Source organism: Pseudomonas sp. MDT2-39-1, from assembly GCF_054898085.1.
On record NZ_CM142716.1, the window covers coordinates 2,050,620 to 2,071,879 of the forward strand.

At 55.4% G+C, this 21,260-nt stretch carries 15 protein-coding genes; 6 read left to right on the top strand and 9 right to left on the bottom strand.

The window, feature by feature from the left end; translation table 11 throughout:
- Positions 1–30 precede the first annotated feature (30 nt).
- The 3 genes from ACYZTM_RS09900 (at position 31) to ACYZTM_RS09910 (ending at position 3,202) form a co-directional block, all read left to right on the top strand.
- Positions 31–918, top strand: a complete 888-nt coding sequence (locus ACYZTM_RS09900; protein WP_461988408.1) for a nitrilase family protein — start codon at positions 31–33, stop codon at positions 916–918.
- Between the two features lie 16 nt (positions 919–934).
- Positions 935–2,143 (top strand): hypothetical protein, encoded by a 1,209-nt coding sequence (locus tag ACYZTM_RS09905; protein WP_461988410.1) that lies wholly within the window; start codon positions 935–937, stop codon positions 2,141–2,143.
- Between the two features lie 78 nt (positions 2,144–2,221).
- Positions 2,222–3,202 carry an asparaginase gene (locus tag ACYZTM_RS09910; RefSeq protein WP_461988413.1) on the top strand — a complete coding sequence of 327 codons (981 nt, stop codon included), beginning with the start codon at positions 2,222–2,224 and terminating at the stop codon, positions 3,200–3,202.
- A 75-nt stretch (positions 3,203–3,277) separates the two neighbouring features.
- On the opposite strand, the gene zapE is transcribed toward ACYZTM_RS09910, so the two are convergent.
- From zapE to ACYZTM_RS09925, 3 genes are all read right to left on the bottom strand, one after another.
- A complete protein-coding gene (gene zapE, locus ACYZTM_RS09915) occupies positions 3,278–4,372 on the bottom strand; it encodes a cell division protein ZapE (RefSeq protein WP_461988415.1) in 1,095 nt (364 codons plus the stop codon).
- Positions 4,373–4,462: 90 nt separating this feature from the next.
- Positions 4,463–5,818 carry a tryptophan--tRNA ligase gene (locus tag ACYZTM_RS09920; protein ID WP_461966042.1) on the bottom strand — a complete coding sequence of 452 codons (1,356 nt, stop codon included), beginning with the start codon at positions 5,816–5,818 and terminating at the stop codon, positions 4,463–4,465.
- A gap of 24 nt (positions 5,819–5,842) precedes the next feature.
- Positions 5,843–6,472 (bottom strand): alpha/beta hydrolase, encoded by a 630-nt coding sequence (locus ACYZTM_RS09925; RefSeq protein WP_131059451.1) that lies wholly within the window; start codon positions 6,470–6,472, stop codon positions 5,843–5,845.
- 144 nt (positions 6,473–6,616) lie between these two features.
- Between ACYZTM_RS09925 and ACYZTM_RS09930 the strand changes: the two genes are divergently transcribed.
- Positions 6,617–7,051 carry a Z-ring associated ZapG family protein gene (locus tag ACYZTM_RS09930; protein WP_131059452.1) on the top strand — a complete coding sequence of 145 codons (435 nt, stop codon included), beginning with the start codon at positions 6,617–6,619 and terminating at the stop codon, positions 7,049–7,051.
- A gap of 261 nt (positions 7,052–7,312) precedes the next feature.
- On the opposite strand, the gene ACYZTM_RS09935 is transcribed toward ACYZTM_RS09930, so the two are convergent.
- Together ACYZTM_RS09935 and ACYZTM_RS09940 are read right to left on the bottom strand one after the other, a co-directional pair.
- Positions 7,313–8,020 (bottom strand): OmpA family protein, encoded by a 708-nt coding sequence (locus tag ACYZTM_RS09935; protein WP_131059453.1) that lies wholly within the window; start codon positions 8,018–8,020, stop codon positions 7,313–7,315.
- 102 nt (positions 8,021–8,122) lie between these two features.
- Entirely contained in the window at positions 8,123–8,767 is a 645-nt protein-coding gene (locus ACYZTM_RS09940) for an MBL fold metallo-hydrolase (RefSeq protein ID WP_461988419.1), read from the bottom strand.
- 241 nt (positions 8,768–9,008) lie between these two features.
- Between ACYZTM_RS09940 and ACYZTM_RS09945 the strand changes: the two genes are divergently transcribed.
- Positions 9,009–11,777 carry an N-6 DNA methylase gene (locus ACYZTM_RS09945; RefSeq protein WP_461988421.1) on the top strand — a complete coding sequence of 923 codons (2,769 nt, stop codon included), beginning with the start codon at positions 9,009–9,011 and terminating at the stop codon, positions 11,775–11,777.
- Positions 11,770–12,639, top strand: coding sequence for a hypothetical protein (locus ACYZTM_RS09950; protein ID WP_461988423.1), 870 nt, complete (start codon positions 11,770–11,772; stop codon positions 12,637–12,639). The genes ACYZTM_RS09945 and ACYZTM_RS09950 overlap by 8 nt, the downstream gene beginning before the upstream one ends.
- 187 nt (positions 12,640–12,826) lie before the next feature.
- On the opposite strand, the gene ACYZTM_RS09955 is transcribed toward ACYZTM_RS09950, so the two are convergent.
- From ACYZTM_RS09955 to ACYZTM_RS09970, 4 genes are all read right to left on the bottom strand, one after another.
- Complete coding sequence (locus ACYZTM_RS09955) at positions 12,827–15,562, bottom strand: LuxR C-terminal-related transcriptional regulator (RefSeq protein WP_461988425.1); 2,736 nt, start codon at positions 15,560–15,562, stop codon at positions 12,827–12,829.
- A gap of 293 nt (positions 15,563–15,855) precedes the next feature.
- Positions 15,856–17,220: a DUF1329 domain-containing protein gene (locus ACYZTM_RS09960; RefSeq protein WP_131059455.1), complete on the bottom strand. Its 1,365-nt coding sequence runs from the start codon at positions 17,218–17,220 to the stop codon at positions 15,856–15,858.
- 27 nt (positions 17,221–17,247) lie between these two features.
- The gene (locus tag ACYZTM_RS09965; RefSeq protein ID WP_131059456.1) at positions 17,248–19,134 is read right to left on the bottom strand and encodes a DUF1302 domain-containing protein; all 1,887 of its coding nucleotides are present in this window, start codon (positions 19,132–19,134) and stop codon (positions 17,248–17,250) included.
- 337 nt (positions 19,135–19,471) lie between these two features.
- Complete coding sequence (locus ACYZTM_RS09970) at positions 19,472–21,154, bottom strand: fatty acid--CoA ligase (RefSeq protein ID WP_131059457.1); 1,683 nt, start codon at positions 21,152–21,154, stop codon at positions 19,472–19,474.
- Positions 21,155–21,260: the final 106 nt, after the last annotated feature.

Genomic DNA, 21,260 nt, shown 5'->3' on the forward strand with positions numbered 1-21,260 from the left:
GTGAATAACAATAAAAAGAGGTCATCGGGAATGAGCGAGCCAACAAGCCCTGTTCGTGTAGCAGTCGTGCAATTCGATCCACAAGTCGGCATGCAAAATCGCGAAGCAAATCTGCGTAACAGCCTGAAATTAGCGTTGGAAGCCGCAAATGACGGTGCGAATCTCATCGTCCTGCCCGAGCTTTCAAACACAGGTTACTTCTTCGAAACCCGGCAGGATGCGTTCGAGCACTCGGAGGCCGTTCCCAGCGGGCCTAGCGTGCAGAGCTGGATGGACTTTGCCCGCCAGCACAAGGTTTATCTGGTCGCCGGTTTGACGGAGCGCGACGGCATGCAGCTGTTCAACACCGGCGTTCTTGTCGGGCCTGACGGCTTCATCGGCAAGTACCGAAAAGCACATTTATGGAATCTGGAAAAATTATGGTTCACGCCGGGCGATCTGGGCTTCCCGGTTTTCGACACCCCCATCGGTCGCATCGGGTTGTTGATCTGCTGGGATATCTGGTTCCCGGAAGTCCCGCGCATTTTGAGCCAGCAAGGCGCTGACATTATTTGCAGCCTGAACAACTGGGTCTGGACCCCGCCGCCCCTGTTCGATGACGCCGGCAAATGCATGGCGTCGTACCTGACGATGACGGCGGCTCACGTCAACAATGTGTTTATTGCGGCGGCGAGCCGGATCGGCGAAGAGCGAGGTGCACGTTACCTGGGTTGTTCGCTGATCGCGGGCACCAACGGCTGGCCGATTGGCCAGGTGGCTTCAGCGGACAAGCAGGAGATCCTGTTTGCCGACATCGACCTGACCAGCTCGCGCAGCGCGCCGATCTGGAACAATTTGAACGATTTGCATCGCGATCGTCGATCCGATCTCTACGATCAAATGCTCGGTTACACCCAGCACCCTTGTCTGCCGCGCTGATAAGGGGACATGACTGATGGAAACCGCAAACGAAAAACCGCAAAACCGGCTTGCCGCCCGGTCACCGCTGGATACGGCGATCATCTGGCTGATGCTCGGCACGGCACTGTTGATCATCTGGCTTTCATTCACCTACCGGACATCCTGGTCAGCCCATTGGCCCGACTACAGTCACATGGTATCTAGCCTCCCGGAGCCGAGTGCCTGGTTGCGCTGGGTCCTGGGAGACATCAGCGAGGTTGCGTTCTACAAACACGAGTTCGCTTCGATCGGACTGCTTGCAGGCGCCTATTTGGCCTACTGGGCGAATCGAACGGGAAAAGCCTGGCAAGGTTTTACCATTTGCTACGGCAGCGGATTATGGCCGTGGCTCGTCACCAGTTCGTTGCTTGGCCTGTTGCTGAGCAACCTTCTGTGGGGCTGGACGGTGACGGCCACCAGTTGGCAACCCACGTTTGCCGCCTTTGTTTCGTTGCCGGCGGCGATGGTGCTGATGTTTGGCGGCGGCTGGAAGGTCACGATCAATGGCGCAATCATGGGCGCCGTGTTCGTCACTCCGATGTGCTTGTTGATCGTCAATTACGTCTGCAATCCCCTCGGATTGCCAGCTGTGATCGGCAACGTCACGGGCATGGCGGTCGCCAGCGTCGGCGCTTTTCTGCTCTGCCGTTACCTGCCGAGCCTGGTGAAGTCCGACCCACTCAAGAAGCCGTCCGCCCCTGTGCCCGCACCCGTCATCACCAAAACGCCGGACTATGGCGTCGTTTGGAGTCTACGCCGGGTGTTGGCCGACTTTTCGGAAGCGCCGTTCTTCGGCAATGAATGGGCCAGTCTCGGCTTGATCGCGGGCGCCTTGTTGGCTTACACCTTGAACCCGACGAGCCCGGTGTATGGCACGGGCTTGCTGCCCCAACTGATCGCCGCGCAGGCGTTGACCTCGGCACTAGGGGTAGTGATCTGGCGTCGGCAATGGATATTGCGCGGCTGGTATCCCACCTATGTTCCATTGGTGTCAGTCGTGCCGGCGGCCGTTCTTACGTACGGTGGCAGCTGGCAGGTCATCGCCTCAAGCGCACTGCTGGGGGCACTGATTGCGCCACCGTTGGCGTGCGCGATTACTAAGCGGTTACCGGCCGACATGCACGGTTTCATCGGCAATGTACTGGCCATGGCCATCAGTACGCTGCTGATCATTCCGTTTGTCGGACTGCTGGTAGCCGGCTGACGAACGTCGCGATTGGGCTGTATCTCGGACTCAAATCCGGATACAGCCACTTCTCATCACAAGCAAATGAGGTATCACATGGACCTGCCCAAACTGGCCATTGCGGCGCTCGGCGGCACCGTGAGCATGCAAGCCAGCAACGCTGGTGAAGGGGTGATCCCGACCGTCAGCGGCGAAACCCTGCTGGCCTCGGCGCCAGAGTTGGCGACCTTGGCACGGGTCACCGTAGAAACGCTCGGACTGTTGCCGAGTGCCTCACTGGATTTCGACTTTTTGCTAAGCGTCCTTTCCTGGGCGAATGTTCAAATCGGGCAAGGTGCGGTGGGTGTTGTCATCACTCAAGGCACGGACACCCTCGAAGAAACGGCCGCATTTTTCGACTATTTGTGGGACCACGACGAGCCGTTGGTCCTGACCGGCGCCATGCGTTCGGCAGCCCAGGCAGGGGCCGATGGTCCGGCGAATCTGCTGGATGCTTGCCGGGTTGCACTGGCTGAAAGCAGCCGTCAACGAGGCGTTCACGTGGTGATGAACGGACAGATTCATTCAGCGAACGCCGTCCGCAAAACCGACTCATTGGCATTGCAGGCGTTTTCCTCCCCCATCGTCGGTCCTGCCGGCATGCTGATGGAAAACACCGTCAACTATCTGCGCCTGCCAGTCCAGCGCAGGATCCTGCCGTTGCCACAGCTGACCACACAGAAGATTGCCCTGCTGGAAGCGTCGCTTTGCGCCGATACCCTGTTAATCGAGAACATCCTCGAACTGGGTTACGACGGGCTGGTGATTGCGGGTTTCGGTGCAGGACACGTTAGCGCGAGCTGGGCGGATGTCATTGAAACCATCGCCAGAAAAATCCCTGTCATCGTTGCCACCCGGACAGGTTCCGGCTCCACGGCTCAATCGACCTACGGATTTATTGGCAGCGAGATGGACCTGATCAGTAAAGGTGCATTGATGGCTGGATTTCTCTGTCCACGCAAAGCCCGAGTCCTGCTGTGGCTGCTCGTCGGCTGCCAGCGACAAGATAAACTGGCACGCTTTCTCGTTCAAAACTGACACACAGCGCACAAAAAAAAGGCCAGCAGTGCAGGCCCTTTTTCATTTTTCAAAATGTCCTACTTTTTTTTCGCTCTATGGCCTGTGCGCCCGGGACAGGAACTCGTGGGACTGCATTTCCAGCAGACGGCTAAGCGTGCGCTGGAACTCGAAGTTCAAGCGACCGCCGGTGTAGAGGTCTTTGAGCTCGACTTCAGCCGAGATGATCAGCTTGACGTTACGGTCGTAGAACTCGTCGACCATGTTGATAAAGCGTCGGGCGATGTCGTCGGTGGTGACGCTCATCTGCTCGACACCGCTGAGCAATACGGCGTGGAAGATCTTGCCCAGTTCGATGTAATCGTTCTGGCTACGCGGGCCGTCGCACAGTTCGCGGAAGTCGAACCAGGCCACGTCATCACAGGTACGCAGTGCGCGAATCTCACGATTCTCGATCATAAGCACGTCATTCTCGATGGCTGCCGTGCATTCCGGTGTCAGGGCGCGGAAGCTCTTGCGCAGGCTTTCATGCGCGGCTTCGTCCAGCGGGAAGTGGAACAGCTCGGCTTGTTCGAGGTGACGCAGACGATAATCGACGCCGCTGTCGACGTTGACGATGTCAGTGTTCTGCTTGATCAGCGCAATGGCCGGCAGGAAGCGCGCACGTTGCAGGCCATCCTTGTACAGACCGTCCGGCACGATGTTCGAGGTCGCGACCAGGGTCACGCCGTTCTTGAACAGCTCTTCCATCAGCGTGCCAAGGATCATCGCATCGGTGATGTCGGACACGAAGAATTCATCGAAACAGATCACCCGGGCTTCGTCAGAGAAGCGCTTGGCAATGATGGTCAGCGGGTTCTTCTCACCGCCGAGGGTCTTCATCTCTTCGTGCACACGCTTCATGAAGCGGTGGAAGTGCGTGCGGACCTTTTCCTTGAACGGCAGCGCTTCGAAGAAGGTGTCGACCAGGTAAGTCTTGCCGCGGCCAACGCCGCCCCAAAAATACAGACCCTTGACCGGTGCCTGTTCTTTTTTGCCAAACAGTTTGCCGAGCAGGCCCGGCTTGTTGTTCGACGCAGCGACCAGATCGTCGTACAGGCGCTGCAAATGGCGCACCGCAGTTTCCTGCGAGGCGTCATGGAAGAATTCCGGGCGTTTCAGATCAGCTTGATATCGTTCTAGGGGCGTCATAATTCGTTAGCAAGGCAACAAAAACGGGCCGTCACTGTAGCGACGGCCCGTGGGAATGGCAATCGGCCCTTGGTCGGACCGAGCCGTTGATTATTCCTGAACCGGGGTCAGGGCAACCCGCAAGGTGTCGATGGCGACGTCGCGAGCGGCGTTGTCAGCAAAGGTCGGGCTGTCGGCCACGCACTCGCCTTCCAGCCAGACGCTGAAACTGCGGTCTTCACTGCGCACATCCAACGGCTGACCCGATTGCAACTGCTTGGTCACTTGACCTGCGGTTTTGCCGTCGGCGAAGTTGCGCGACAGCAGCAGTTGCTCGCCATCGGCCGCCAGCAGACGGAAACGGAAACTGCTGTCTTCTTCGCGGAAGCTGACAAAACGCGCGGCTTTCGCGGTTTTCTTCTTGGTGGTGGTCGCGACTTGCGTCTGAGCAACGAAAGAGCGCAGGCCAACCGCTTCACGCAGTTCGTGGAGGAACGGTGTCGCCACCGAGCGGGCCTTTTTGGCGCCGATCTGCAGGATGTCTTCCAGGTCTGCCGGGCGTTCAATCAGTTGGTGATATCGCTCGCGGGACTCGCCCAATTCGTTGTCCAGCAGCTGGAACAGACGATTCTTCGCTTCGCCCCAACCCAGACCCTGCAACAGTTCGCTGCGGAATTCGTCGGACTGCGCAGGGGTGGCGAAGGCCTGGAACAAGGTGAACAGGTGCGAATTGTCTGGATCTTTCGCCTCGCCCGGCGCGCGGGAGTCAGTGACGATCCGCGAAATCGCGTCCTTCATTTCCTTGGCGCTGCTGAACAACGGAATGGTGTTGTCGTAACTCTTCGACATTTTGCGACCGTCGAGGCCTGGCAGCGTCGCGACGCTTTCTTCGATCAGCGCCTCGGGCATGGTGAAGAATTCTTTGCCCTGACCGAACAGATGGTTGAAGCGCTGGCCGATGTCACGGGCCATTTCCACGTGCTGGATCTGGTCACGACCGACCGGCACCTTATGGGCGTTGAACATCAGAATGTCCGCCGCCATCAGCACCGGGTAGCTGTACAAGCCCATGGTGATGCCGGCGTCCGGGTCTTCTCCGGTTTCAACGTTCTTGTCCACCGACGCCTTGTAGGCGTGGGCACGGTTGAGCAGACCCTTGGCGGCAACACAGGTCAGCAACCAGGTCAGCTCGGGGATTTCCGGGATATCGGACTGGCGATAGAAGGTTACGCGGTCCACGTCCAGGCCACCGGCCAGCCAGGTCGCGGCGATTTCCAGACGCGAGCGCTGGATGCGCAGCGGGTCATCGCATTTGATCAGGGCGTGGTAGTCGGCCAGGAAGTAGAACGAATCGGCGTTGCTGTCACGGCTGGCGACGATCGCCGGGCGGATGGCGCCGGCGTAGTTGCCCAGGTGCGGCGTGCCGGTGGTGGTGATGCCGGTGAGGATGCGGGTACGAGTCGTCATGGGTAATCGCTTGTCAGACTGCAATCAATTCGAAAGACGCGGCAGGATCAGATCCTTGAGATCGGTCAGCTTGCCATGAAAAAAGTGTCCGCATTCTGCCACTTTCAGCAGCTCATGGGGGCGTTCGAGTGTCGAGGACCAATCGTAGACGGCTTGCGGATCGATGACTTCGTCGGTTTCCGGCTGGATCAGGGTCAGTGCACCGTTTTGCGGCAGTTGATCCTGATCGCCAAGGCGCATGACCGCTGGCGCGACCATGAACAGATGTTTCAGCTGTTCGCCCTTGGCTTCCAGGCGTCCGCCGAGACTTGCTGCAACAAAACCGCCGAAGGAGAATCCGAACAGGGTCAGCGGCATGTCAGGATGTTTGGCCCGCAGCCATTCGGCCGCTGCCTGGGCGTCATCGACTTCACCGGTACCCATGTCGTGGCTGCCTTCGCTGGCACCGACGCCCCGGTAGTTGAAACGCAAAGTAATCAAACCAGCGTCGCGCGCCGTGCGCTGCAGGGTCGAGACCACTTTGTTGAGCATGGTGCCGCCCTGCACCGGGTTCGGATGACAGATCAGCGCGATGCCGCGCGGCTGCTCATTGTCGAGGTAAAGGGCTTCCAATTGGCCGACCGGGCCATCAATCACTACAGGGGTTTCGCGCATAAGCAAGGAAGGAACTCCGTGACCTCGAATCGGGTCGACTCGTCTAGCAAATTGTCTGTGCCAATCTATTGCGAGTGAATCGCGGTATACAGCGCAGGTTCGAGCCGTTAACGTAAAGCAAAGCCGTTTATAGAGGAAGGACTCGTGGAACACTCGCTCTTAGTTTGGTTGTTGCCGACTCTTGCCCTGGTTGTGGGTGTCGCCATTGGTTTCCTGATCGCTCGCCTGGTGCCGAATGCTGCGCCTAGCAGCACACAACGTCAGCTGGATGACATTCAGGAACGTTTCGACAGTTATCAGAACGAAGTGGTCACCCACTTCAACAGCACTGCAACACTGGTCAAGAAACTCACTGCGAGCTATCAGGAAGTGCAGGATCACCTCGCCGAGGGTGCCAACCGCCTGGCCCTGGACGAGCAGACTCGTCAACGCTTGCTGGCCGCCCTGCACGCCGACGCTGCCGTGGCACCACGGGAACGCCTGACGCCACCGCGCAATCAGGAGCCGCCTCGCGACTACGCCCCCAAAGCCCCGAACGCGCCGGGCATGCTCGATGAACATTACGGCCTGAAGAAGTAATCAGGTTTCACGACACAAAAAAGCCCTCGGACGAGTGATTGTCCGGGGGCTTTTTTTAATTCTGAAGTTTTCATCGCCAGTTCTGGCCCCATCGCGAGCGGGCTCGCTCCCACAGTGGACCGAGTGTTGGATCGGTTCGCGGTCACCTGTGGGAGCGAGCCTGCTCGCGATGGGGCCAGTGCTGGCGACAAAAAAACCCGCCCGATCTGCTGAGGATCGGGCGGGCTTTTTGCCTGGGGTTCAGTCAGGCTTTTGCGGTCACTACTGGGTCGGTTGCGAATACTGCTGGCCCGGAATCGCCTTCAGGTTGACCTCGACCCGACGGTTCTGCGCCCGGCCATTGACGTCACCGTTGCTGGCAATCGGGTTATCCGGCCCGGCGCCGCGAGCCGACAGGTTGGCGCCGCTGACACCTTGCGAGGTCAGGTAAGTCGCCACGCTCTGGGCCCGACGCTGGGACAGGTCCATGTTGTGCTGACGGGCACCCGTGCTGTCGGTGTAGCCGACAATTTCGATCTGGTTCTGGCTGAACTCCTTGAGCGAGCCTGCCAGGTTGTTCAGCGGCTGGTAGAAGCTGGAGGCGATATTCGCCGAATCGGTGGCGAACGTGATGTTGCCCGGCATGATCAGCTTGATCTGATCGCCCTGACGCTGCACTTCGACACCGGTATTGGCCATGCTGGCACGCAGCTTCTTCTCTTGCTGGTCAGCGTAATAACCGTAACCGGCAGCGGAAGCACCTACCACGGCGGCGCCAATCAGCGCGCCCTTGCCACGGTTGTCGTGACCGATGGCGGCACCGGCCAGCGCACCGGCCAGCGCGCCGAGGCCACCGTATTTTGCGGTTTTGCTCATGCCCGTGGAGCCACCGTCGGCCTGGCCCTGGTTGTCGTAAGGGTTAGGCGAGGCGCAGCCAGACAGCAAGGCCACAGCCGTAGCGACAATAATCAAACGCTGCTTGGTGAACATGAAGAGCTCCTGGTTTTTGCATTTTGTGGTGCAACAGACTAAGGCATTGGACCTTTGCGGGCGTTGGATCATTTTGGCCGACGAAAATTCCGTCGGTTACATTTAAGCCCGCACAAAAGGGTTCTCGCGCATTTCATCGCCCAGGCGCGTGTCCGGACCATGCCCGGTCACGACAGTCGCCTCTTCGTCGAGCGTATAAAGCCGCTGCTTGATCGACCGCACGATGGTCGCCTGATCGCCACCCCACAAATCCGTGCGCCCTACCCCACGACGAAACAACGTGTCTCCGGCAATCAGCAGCTTAGCCTCGGAAAACCAAAAGCTCATGGAACCCGGTGTATGACCCGGCGTGTGCAGCGCCACGCCGCAACCACAGGCCAGCTCTTCATCGTCGGCCAACCAGCGGTCCGGCGACGGCACCGGCGTGTAAGGCACACCGAACATTTGGCACTGCATCTCCAGATTGTCCCAAAGGAACTGATCTTCTTTATGCAGGTGCAGAGTCGCGCCGGTTTTCTCCTTGAGCTGACCGGAGGCCAGGAAGTGATCCAGGTGCGCATGGGTATGGATGATGCTGACCACTTTCAGTCCCAAGGCGTCGAGGCGCGCGAGGATCAGTTCGTGATTGCCGCCAGGGTCGACCACGATGGCTTTTTTGGTGATCGGATCGCCGATGATCGTGCAGTTGCACTGCAAAGGGCCGACGGGGAAGGTTTCGCGGATGACACTGAGTTGACCAATTTTCATAAACTGACCTCGGAATAAGACCACCCACTTGAAACACTAGGCTTTGCGATGGGACAGCTGAAATCTATCAATTGAAAAAGAGAATAGTTACATTTAATATGGACTATCAAAATAAAATAATGACACAAAAAAGCCTCACATCAAAAGAGAAAGTTTAACCTGCAAAAAAATAGAGCCAACAATGCACACACCAAGGAATAGTTGCCTCTAAAAACACTGACTAATTCACTCAGGATGAAAAATGGAATTGTTTGAAGAAATCAATAAGCTCTTGATCGAAAGCAACTCCCCTTTAACCGTCTCTGAAATTTCTAAAGCGCTAACATCCTCCCATCCAAAAAAAGACCTCAAACCCATTCTCCCCACCGCCGTAATAGTCGACACCATAAAGAAAAACCCCAACCTGTTTTTGGACTTAAACGGCCGCATAGTCCCAATATCCTTAAAAAAATGGAAAGATATACTTACTGCATACTGGTACATAGTCAACATACTTAGAGCCACTTACACACACGCAGATCTTCAAACAATAGTTTCCACCCTATTCTTTCACAAAAGATGTCGAGACCTAAATCTATACACTTCCGGCCATTCAAATCACAACCGGGAAATTTTCTCTGCTTCCTCCTCCCCAGAAGACTGGCTTTCGGACCTATATAAACTCGATCAATATAATGACCCAAAAGGAAAAATCTATTTAGAGCTAGCCGGCTTATTAAAAAAACTACCTAGATCGCGATTAAGCGAAGTGTTACATATGATTCACGGGGTCGAAACCAATAACTTTACAGATTTCGAATATGGCGCAATATTTGAATACATAATTGAGGCCAACACTCTAGACACCCACAAAGTTTCTACGATAAGAACACCTCAACAGATATGCGACCTTATGGCAGAGCTACTAAATGCAAAAGGCGGCACTGTATACGACCCCGTTTGTGGCACGGGAGGTTTACTTACTAGCGCGCTAAGAAACTCTAACGATATAGGTACGCTATTTAAAGGAACTGAAATCAGCTACAACATTGCAAATCTCGCATCAATGAATCTAATCATGCACGGAGCACCATACCACAGCATTGAAGTTGGTGACTGCTTGCGAGAGATATCTAACTTTGATAAATATGACTATATAATTGCCGATCTTCCCAGCGTGAGCTCCAACAATAGCAATCCTGCCATATCAAATCTTGAGTATTATGGCTTTCAAACAGGAAAGGGCTTCAACTCGTTCATCTATCTAATAATATCGAAATTGGGGAATTACGGGAAAGCTGTTATAACGGTAGGTGATAGCTTCCTCAGTTCAGGAGGAGCAGAAGAACGTTGCCGAAAAATACTCATCGAAGAAGATTTAATCGAGTGTGTAATCAGCCTACCATCCGGAAGCTTAAAACCTTATATCAATGGAAAAGCTTCAGTTGTAGTACTCAACAAAGCCAAAGCATCTTTCCTTATCGGCAAAATCAAGTTTATTACTGCGATCGGAACTTCCACATCGTCACAAGCACCTGCCCTTGACACGGCGACAATATTAAGCCTGTACAGCCAAAAAAACGCAGAAGACAAGAACTCACAAATAGTAAGCACTGAAGAAATACTAAGCAAAAATACTCTTAACCCTAATGCATACAGTGAAAGTTTCCACGAACTCAAAAAACTTCTGAACGAAGGCAAGGCCTTTACACTTAGAGACCTAGTAAAGATAAGATCCGGTGTAAATGCCGGAGATACTGGACCAACCGATTTCGAACTTCCATATGTAAAAATAGAAAGCCTAGAAAAAGACATACTCGACATGCGTCTTGCAACAGACAGAGTCACAAGTTTCGCACCAAAAAACCCACACACCATAAAACATATAATAAGAAGCGAAGCTTTATTAGTTGCTCGAATAGGAGAAAACCTTAAATCCACTATTTTCAAACCAAGCAAACGTATACCTGAGATAATTACTCATCACGGAGTAATTGTACTTGAGCCTCGTTCAGAAAAAATAATCGATATCGAGTATCTTTACTATCAACTTTACTCTCCGACCGTTCAAAACCAAATAGAACTTAGACGAGCTGGAACTGTGATGCCATATATCAGCCAGCGCGTCCTGAACGACATCATAATCCCCTACATCCCATTGAGCTCTCAGAAAGAATTTATAACCATACAAAAAACGAACATAATTGCAGCAGAAAAAGAAAGGGTAAACCAACGCCTAATGGCGATAGGGTTCGAAGAAGAGCACATTCAAAAAGAAGCAGACATAATAAGCACTTTAGTACACGAACTTCGTCCAAAACTTATAAAAATCAACACATATTCTAATAAATTGATAAGAATAATAGAAAAGCATAATATCTCCTTACTCACAGAGTATGAAGCTTTTTTATATGACGAAGACGAAATCGAACTTTACGGCACAGAACCCCTCGAAAACAAAGAACTAGGGCTAGTTTCTAAAATAATACTAAAAAGCTCAGAGGAGCTCAATGACACCTTATCACTTGTCAAAGATGTCATGAATTTCAACTTACACAGTTCTGACTTTATAAAAGTTGATCTGTTGGATTTTTTTAACAACTATTTATCCATTAGACTATCAGAACAAGCCCCTAGATACACCGTCGAAATAAAAGGGGCTAGCGTTGAAGCCTATTTGCACCAGGCGTCAATGACTCAAGTAATCGACCAACTTCTATCAAACGCAGAAAAGCACGCGTTCAAAGAACCAACAACAAAAGACAGAGTTACATTCCTTATAAAGGAAGATAGCGATAGAGGCGTTGCAACAATAGACTATAGCAATAACGGTGCACCCTTCACCCTCACAAGACTAGAGTACATCCAGTTTTTCAAGAAAAGCAAAACCAGTGATGGCTCCGGTATCGGGGGAAACTATATATACAAAATTATCAAGGCCCATAATGGCGATATAGAAATGAAAGAAGATACTAAAAAAGGATTTACAATGAAGATTGAAATACCAACAAAAAGGAACGGTAATGTATAAAGTATTGTTGATCGATGACGACAAAGATTTCAAAGAAACATTCAGCATGGATGCACAACGCTTTTCAATTCAGACTATATATAGAAACAGCTTAGCTGGACTACAAGAGGTAATGCCTCAACACCATAATACGATCGCGGCGGTTGTACTTGACATTAAATGTCTATTGACCAGCGATCAACCAATAGAAAATGAAAATTTCATTGGAACGGCAATTAAATTCCTAGATACAAGCTATCCAAATTTCCCCCGAATAATACTTACAGGGGATGACGATGCTTTTAATAACTTCAAGCGCTTTTCTGGCTCAGAAGATGTATATCTAAAAACCCCGCAAGGTTTGAAAGATGCTATCGCGAAGCTCAATCACTTTTGCAAAAACTCCACTTCAATAAAAATCATCATTGACAACCCAAACGTCTTTAACATACTAAAAAACCCTTCTTATGGAGCTCAAACTGAAACAACGCTAATCAACATTCTCAAAATCCAAGACGAAACAGATATAACAAAATTTGGTGGCATACTGAGAGATATTAGATCCATACAGGAGGTTATTTACAAAGCCATTAATCAAAACAATAAAACTGTCGTACCAGACACTTATTTCAAGCCTAATGGCATGATTGAATTTAATGGCCTAATGAGACATCTTAGCGGAAATCCAGCGGGACAAACCCCCACAACAACACAGTACCAAAATTCGGCAGTACGTAACCTTGCAGACTCCCTTTACTGGACGTGCGGAAAATACATACATGCAGACCCAAAAGAAACATACCACATCAGCAATTACACGATAAGAGCCATGACAAACTCTCTACTTGAAATTGTGCTCTGGTCCAAACCCCACGTCACTTAAATTACGCCGCAAAAAAAGCAGAGTAAATACTAGTCTCCAAAATAAACTATCTCACGATCACAAAACTGGCTTTCTAGACTTCTTTAGATATCTATAAAGCCATTTACTTTTAAAGCGCATATCAATTTTTTTCACCAGAGAATCAAACGGCATTAATACTAATATTTCAATTATCCGTTGATAACAGTTATAGCACCCCCAACTCCTTCGCCCGCGCCACCGCCTGCGTGCGCCGCTCCACCCCAAGCTTGCTGTTGATATGGCTGGCGTGGGTCTTGACCGTGTGCAACGAGATGAACAGCTGATCGCTGATTTCCTGGTTCGAGCATCCTTGGGCGATCAGGCGCAGGACGGCCAGTTCACGGGTGCTGAGCGTTTCCGCGCCGGGGGATAACTCCAGCGCCGGACGTGAGGCGGCGGCAGGCAGTTTTTCCACAAGGTTTTGCGAAACAGCTGTTTGGGCACAGAGTTGCAGTTGCCCGCGCAGCCAGTCCGGGTGTTCAGCCAGCAACCCGTCGAACGGTTGCAGGACGCCGCCGGTGGCCGCTTCCAGAGCCTGGACCAGCGCCTTGCGGGCCTCGGGCTCACGGCCACCTGCCAGCAATAAGGCAATTTTCTGCGTCAGCGCCATTACGCTGAGCATTTGCCGTCCCGATTTCTGCCCATGTTCAAGCAGCGCGTTCAAACGGCCTTCGGCCAGCATCGGCTGCCCCTGAATCACCTCCAGCAAGGCTTGCTGCAATTCGATATGCAGCGGCAGCTGTGGATGAAATTCCGGCGGCGCTGCCGCGTGGTCGCCGTTGTAGGTCTGGCCCAGTCGCGCCAGCCAGGCTTCGGCCAGATCGGTACGCCCCTGAGCCAGCCAGAGTTCGCATTTGACCAGGGTGATCATCGCCAAGTAATAGATCGGCGGCACGTCCCAGATGTGCATCAGGCGTTCGGCTTCGGCGAGTTCGGCGAAGGCTTTGGCGAACTCGCCGCTGCTGCCCTCCAGCCGGGCGATCACGCAGTGGCCGATCAATACGCTGATATCACGACAGGCTCGGGCTTCACTCAACCCGGCTTGTAAACGCGCCCGCGCGGCTTGCGGTTGCAAGCGCACAGCCAGCAAAAAGCCCTCGTACAAGGTCAGGCGCGCACGCACGGCGTAAAGCCGTTGCGGGGACAACCCTTGCAAACGTTGCAGGCCCTGACGGACTTCTTGCAGCGAGCGCATGATTTCCCCACGCGCTTGCAACACGCGCGCGCGGTCGTAATGGGCCAGCGCTTCGAACAGTGGGTTGCCGACCCGCTGCGCCAATTCCAGCGATTCGCGGTTCAAGCTGCGTGCACGCCACAGGTCGCCATCGGCGATCGCCAGGTTGGACAGGGTCGAAAGACACATCAGACGTTGCCCGTAGCGCTTGGCTGGCAGGCTCTCCAGCGCTTCGGTGCAGTAGAGTTGCGTGAGCGCGCGATTGCCTCGGCCCCGGGCGATGATGCCGCTCAGCGCCAGCCATTGCGCCAGCATGGACTTCTGCGCGGTGGCCGACGGGGCAGGCAGGAAGCGGCTCAAGTGGGCCGCCAGCTCCTCGGCAGCGTCCAGCTGACAGGCCAGCCCCAAGGCCCAGCTGTAAAGCACGATCAGCCGCGGCGTGCTGATCAACAGGCTGTCGGGCAAGTCCATTTTCCAGCGCAGCAGCATGCCGACGTTCTGTTCGGCGAGCAGTTGTTCTTCAGAGAGGTTTTGCACCAGGTTCGCCGCAACGTCCTGATGCCCGGCCCGCAATGCCTGCTCCACTGCCTCATCGATCAACCCCTGAGCATTGAACCAGCGACAGGCGCGCAGATGCAGACTGGCGGCCGGCACTATCGACTGAGCGGTTGGCCGGGTACGCAGCAGGTCGGAAAACAGGTGGTGATAGCGATACCAGTGGCCGTGCTCGTCCAGCGGCACCAGGAACACTTGGTGCGCCTGAAGGAAACGCAGAATTTCGGCACTGTCATGGGCCTCGCGAACGGCATCGCAGAGCTCGCTGCAAAAACGTTCCTGAGGCGCGGTGTCGTAAAGGAATGACTGCACTTCGGCGGGCAGGCAATCGATGACTTCTTCGAGCAGGTAATCGCGAATCAACCCTTCCCCGCCATGCAACGACTGCGGCAACGCACCGTCGGTGCCCGCCTCAGAGGCCGCCAGCAACCAGAAACGCAGACCGGCGACCCAGCCTTCACTGCGCTGGATCAGGCTTTCCAAGGCCTCGCCACGCAAGGAGGTGCTGTGTCGATCAAGCAACGTGAGGGCTTCATCGTGGGTCAGGCGAAGGTCGTGCTCATGCAACTCGAGCAGTTGCCGTGACAGGCGCAAACGCGCCAGGTGCCAGTCCGGACGCTGTCGACTGGTCACCATGACCAGCAAGCCATCGGGTAAATGATTGAGGAAAAACTGCAGGCAGCGATCGAGCACCGGGCCCTGGGCCAGATGATAGTCATCCAGCACCAGCAGCAAAGGTGTCATCGGCGAAAGGTGGATGGCCAGCTCATCAAGCAGACCATCGAGCCATTCTTCGAAGGCGAATGGCTGATGGCGCTGGCGCATTTTCAGCAGGCCCAGGGCCTGGCTGCCGAGCTTCGGAAAGTAGTCCTGAAGACCTTCGAGCATGCGCTCGAGGAAACGGCCAGGATCGCTGTCTCGAGGACTCAACCCCAGCCACAGACTGTGCCAATGGGCCGGCAGCCCCTGGCAGAACTCCACCGCCAATGAACTTTTGCCGAACCCGGCGGGTGCGCTGACCAGCAACAGCCTGCCACCGAGGCCGGCACTCAGGCGCTCGCACAGACGAGGCCGCAGCACATGGCCGTCAGGCAACGGGGGCCGAAAAAAGCGCCCGTCCAGTGCCGCGACGGCAACGCTTGCAGGGCCCGGGAGTGGGGACAGATCAGTCATGGCCGGCTCTTGTTTGAATTGCGGGTGGCGGCGTTGCAGATGTCCGCAGACTATCGGTAAACGAAGAGGGAATGAAGGTTATTGCTACAAATGGCTACAAAAAGAATGTAGGAGCGAGGCTTGCCCGCGATCGGGGATGACGCGGTGTATCTGAAAACATGCGATGTAGATACGGACTACCTATATCGCGAGCAAGCTTCGCTCCTACGGATGCATGGATGGCCAGGCAAAAAAAAAAACGCCCCGAACCAGTCGGGGCGTTTTTCGAGGATGCGGCCTCGGTTCAGTGCAGGTTAGCGAACCCCCTCCTGACGCAGTGCAGCGGGTGTGAAATCGCTGGTGGTCGCGGTGAAGCCGAAGTCATATGCCGACTTCTCTTCGTTCTTCATGCCCAGTGCCAGGTAACGGCCCGATTGCAGGTCGTACAAGGTTTCCAGGGTGTACCACGGCACTTGAACGTTGTAGTAGTTCTGGGAGTGAGCTTCCGCCACACGCCACAGTTGGTTACGACCGTCGTAGTGGTCGATCACCGCAGCTTGCCAAGTGTCTTCGTCGATGTAGAAGTCACGTTTGGCGTAGATGTGACGTTGACCTTCCTTCAAGGTGGCAACCACATGCCAGACCCGGCGCAGCTCATAGCGAGCCAGGTCCTGGTTGATGTGACCGGCCTTGATGATGTCGGCGTACTTCAGTTGCGGCGAGTCGAGTTTGTAGCTGTCGGAGGCAATGTACATCTCTTTCTTGCCTTCGAGTTTCCAGTCGTAGCGATCCGGCGCACCGTTGTACATGTCCAGGTTGTCGGAGGTCCGCAGGCCATCCGCCGCAGTACCCGGCCCGTCATAGGACACTTGTGGCGCACGACGCACACGACGTTGACCAGCGTTGTAGACCCACGCCGAACGCGGCTCTTTAACCTGGTCGAGGGTTTCGTGCACCAGCAGCACACCACCGGCCAGACGTGCCGGCGCGGTCACTTTCTGCTTGAAGTAGAACAGGATGTTGCCCGGGTTCGCCGGATCGTAATCCTTCATCTTGTCGCGGAACACGAACTGGTCCTGGAAGTACACCAGGCTGTACGAGCCATTCGGTTGTGGCGTGGCCTGAGTTACCAGGCGGGTCACGCTGCCACCGCGATAGCGGGTGATGTGGTTCCAGATGACTTCAACCCCGGTCTTCGGGATCGGGAACGGAACTGCGGTTTCGAAGTTTTCCAGGCCGTTGCCGCCAGACACCAGGTTGGTGCTGGTGGCGTTTTTCTTGATGGAGGCAAACACGGCATCCGGCACGGTGGCGCCGCGATGGGACGGGTAGACCGGGATCTTGAAGGTTTCCGGGTAGCGCTTGAACATCGCGTACTGGCCCGGTGCGAGCTTGTCCTTGTACTGGTCGACGTTCTGCGCAGTGATGGTGAACAGCGGCTTTTCACTAGCGAACGGATCGGACAGGAAGCCTTTGCCGTCGACGTTGCCAGCGTTTTTCGCCATCGGTTTCCAGGCCGGAATAGACCCGTCAGCGTTGCCCGCCATCTCGGCGCCCATCGGGGTCAGGCTCTTGCCCAATTTGTCCGCTTCGGCGGCAGGCACTGCCGCCATGACGCTGGTCGCCAGCAGCGAAAGCCCCAGAACACCGGCGTGGAACAGACTCTTGGTTATTTTCATAGGTGTGTTCGTCCTGATAATCAGTGCTTAGAAGTTCACGCCGAAGCTGAGCGCAACGAAGTCGCGGTCATCCACGGTGGTGTACTTGCCGTCGAAGAAGTTGGTGTACGCCAGGCTCGCGGTGTAGGTGTTCTGGTATTCGGCATCAACGCCCAGGCTGACCGCTTTGCGACCTTCCTCGAAGTTGCCGCCAGGGCCTGGCGAGTAACCGCTGACGTCGTGGGACCAGGCCACGTTCGGTTTGAGGTTCACACCGGCGAACACGTCGTTGTATTCCCAGATGGCACGACCGCGATAACCCCACGAAGTGGACGTGGTGAAACCTTCGTCGTTGCAGTTGCGGCTGCGGTTGTTGGTCGCAGTACCCGGGCCGGCGCCGTTGATGGTGCTGGTGTTGAGTGCCACGCACGTATTCACCGTGCCAGTGGCTGGCAATTCACCCGGGCCGTAGACCGGGTCGCGGCCATAACGAACGTCGGAGGTGCTTTCCAGGCCGCCGACGTGAGTTACGCCCACTTCGCCCACCAGGGTCAAACGGCTTGCGCCCATGACTTGGTCAAAGAAGTGCGTCAGGGTGGTCTGGAACTGGGTGATTTCTTTACGACGATAGCCGTGCAGATCTTGACCCGGGCCGGCAGAGAGCAGCGAAGCGTTGCCCAGGGCGCCGCCCAGAGGACGTACACCGGCGAACAGGATGTCGGTGGAGTTGAGCTGCACCGGCGCGTTCGGACGGTAGCTCAGTTCACCGCTCCACGCCGTACCGGTAGGCAGGGTGGTGGAGAAGCTCAGGCCGTAGAGGCGAATGTCTTCCGGGTATTCGATGAAGTATTTCGAGTTACCGGCCACCAGCAACGGCGCGAGTGCGGCGAACGGGCCTGGCAGTGCAGCAGCGGTGTTATAGACCGACTGTGGCGCGCCCGTGGCGCTGAAGATCGGCGCACGGCTGTGGTAGTTCATGAAGTAGGCACCGAATTCGGTGTCCAGCGGCTCGAACATGTACTTGAGGGACGCGCCCCACTGGCCGCTGTCTCGTGCATCACGGTCCGGGCCACGACGGACCAGGACGCCTTCGTCGTTGACATTAACGCCGTTGGCGGCCAACGGCCCCAACGCAACGGCTGGAATCTGCGAGCGCTTGTTCAGCACGCGCAAGTTGGTGTCGCAACCGTCGGCGACGATGTCCGGTTGAGAAAAGAACGTGCCGCAGTTATCGACAACGGTCTGGTCCCATTCCAGCTGATAGAACGCTTCAGCCGACAGGTTTTCGGTCAGGCTCTGGGACACATAGAACATGTTGACCGGGATCAGGCCTTCCTTGATCTCGGCACCCGGACGACGGAACGCGGACACGTCGATCGGGTTGATTGAGTTGATGCCGCCGCCGATGAAGGTACTTTCACCCCAGCTCACTACCTGCTTGCCCAGACGCACGGAACCCGGCTGATCGGCAACGGAGTAGTTGTGGTAGACGAAGGCGTCGAGAATTTGACCGCCGGCGGACTTGGCGCCTTCCTTGCGGTTGCTGTCGCTGATGTCCTTGAACGGACGGCTTTCGTCCTTCAGTTCAAAGTCGTACCAGTATTTTCCACGGACGAAAACGCCGGTGTCGCCATATTTCAATTCAAGGTCATGGATGCCCTTGAAGATCTTCGAGAAGGTTTTACCGCTCTCGAAATTCAAGTGACCGTCATCGGAGGTCTGGGACAGACCGCGGCCACCGTTGTTGACGCCGATGAGGTTCTTGTTGGCGCTCTCGGTCGACCAACTGGCACCGATCGACAGGGAAGAGTCGAACTGACCTTCGATTTCACCAACGTTGAAACTGACGCCGAATGCAGGCCCGGCGAGCGAAGAGGCGAGACTGACCGCCAGGGGCAATTTCGCCCGGCGCCAGAACTTGTTTACTGATGTCATCGACGCTACTCCATGTGCATTATTGTTATGGCAGTTAGCACTTCTAAAAACGTTGTGGGTGACGAGGAGCCAAGGCGTCCCGAAGTCACTCCAAAATTGCATCGCCCCGTTTTGTGCGTTTGCTCCGTTCTTAAAAATCCTTGAGCGGACTATAGCCAGCAGGTAGTAGAGCTTGATCCCTCTAAAGTGTGATTTGCAGCTGCCGGCCACTCTGGAACAGTCCTTTCGCCAGTCCGACGCATGTCGGCACCGCAAGGATGGCTGAAAATTCGGATTTCACAAGCCAAGCGCTTGCTTGGTGGGGCTGGCGTGCCCTTTGGGGCACGCCAGAAGGCGCTTAAAGTGTCGAAAGGAAGGTGCTGTTGTTGGCCTGCCATTCAGTAATGTCGAGGCGGATACGCTTCTTGTCGAGCTTGCCGACACTGGTCTTGGGAATTTCAGTAACAAGGGCGATCTGACTCGGGATCGCCCACTTGCTCAGGTGGCCCAATTCCACGAATGGCTTGAGGTGTTCCTTGAGCTCTTTAGCCCCGATCTCATGCCCTTCGCGGATCACCAACAGCGCAAACGGGCGCTCGCCCCACTGTGGATCGGCGATACCCACCACTGCTACTTCGCGTACCGCCACGTGGCGACTGATCAGATCTTCGAGGTCCAGAGAGGAGATCCACTCCCCACCGGTCTTGATCACGTCTTTGATGCGATCGCGTATGTCGATCACGCCCATGCTGTCCAGCGTCGCCACGTCGCCGGTGTGCAGCCAGCCCCCGGCCCAGAGCTCGGCGCCCTTCTGCGGCTCGTTGAAGTAGCCCTCGGTGAGCCACGGCGCACGCAGCACCAGTTCGCCCTGACTCTCGCCATCGGCGGGCAGGAAGTTGCCATCGGTATCGACGATCGCTGCCTCCACCAAAGGCCCCGGTACGCCGGCCTTGATGCGATACGTGGTGCGTTCGTCTTCGGTGCCGGCCATCAACTCGTCGTTGAGGTGCGCGCACGAGATCAGCGGTCCGGTTTCCGACATGCCATAAGCGGCGGTCAACTGAATGCCGTTGGCCTTGGCGGCTTCGTACAACGTGCGGTTCAACGCACTGCCCCCGATCACAATTTTCCAGCCATCAAAGTCAGTGATTTGCGCGGCTTTGGAGTTAAGGATCATTTGCAGAATGGTTGGTACGCAATGGGAAAAGGTGACCTTCTCCTTGCGCCACAGCTCCACCAGGTATTCCGGGTCGTAACGACCGGGATAAACCTGCTTGAGCCCGAGCATGGTTGCCACATACGGCAAGCCCCAGGCGTGCACGTGGAACATCGGCGTGATCGGCATGTACACGTCGTTGGTGCCCAGCAGGCGCACGCTGTCGATGGCGCCCATGATGGTCGACACGCCCATGGTGTGAAGCACCAGTTGCCGATGGGTGAAGTACACACCTTTAGGATTACCGGTGGTGCCCGTGGTGTAGAACGTGGTCGCGACCGAGTTTTCGTCGAAATCCTGGAAGTCGTATTGCGTGCTCGCGGCTGCCAGCAACTGCTCGTATTCGCCCACCAGATTCGGCAAGTCGGCAGTTTTTTCCGGCAGATCAGTCAGCAGCAGGGTTTTCTCGACCGTGGTCAGGTGCCCGGCAATCGCCTGGTACAGCCCGACGAACTCGCTGTTGACCAGCACGAAGCGGTCCTCGGCGTGGTTCATGGTGTAGAGGATCTGTTCGGGAGACAGGCGCACGTTGATGGTGTGAATCACCGCACCGATCATCGGGATGGCGAACATGCATTCCAGATACCGGTGGCTATCCCAGTCCATCACCGCCACGGTATCGCCGGCCTTGACGCCAGCTTGCGTGAGCACGTTGGCCAGCCGCGCGACCCGCTCGATCAGGGTCGGATAGCTGTAGCGCAACTGGTCGCGGTAAATGATCTCGCGGGTTTTCTCGTAACGAGCGCCAGACATCAGCAGCCGTTTGATCAGCAGCGGATACTGGTAAGCGCCTTCGGCTGGGGGGATAACGCGAGTCTGCAACATAAGAATCCCTTTTCTGACTGCACGGTGTTGGCTTTAAGAGGTAACCACTCTAGAACCCTTATACGCCGGCCAAATCAGCCAAAGGAATGATTTGCAGAGCCGTACA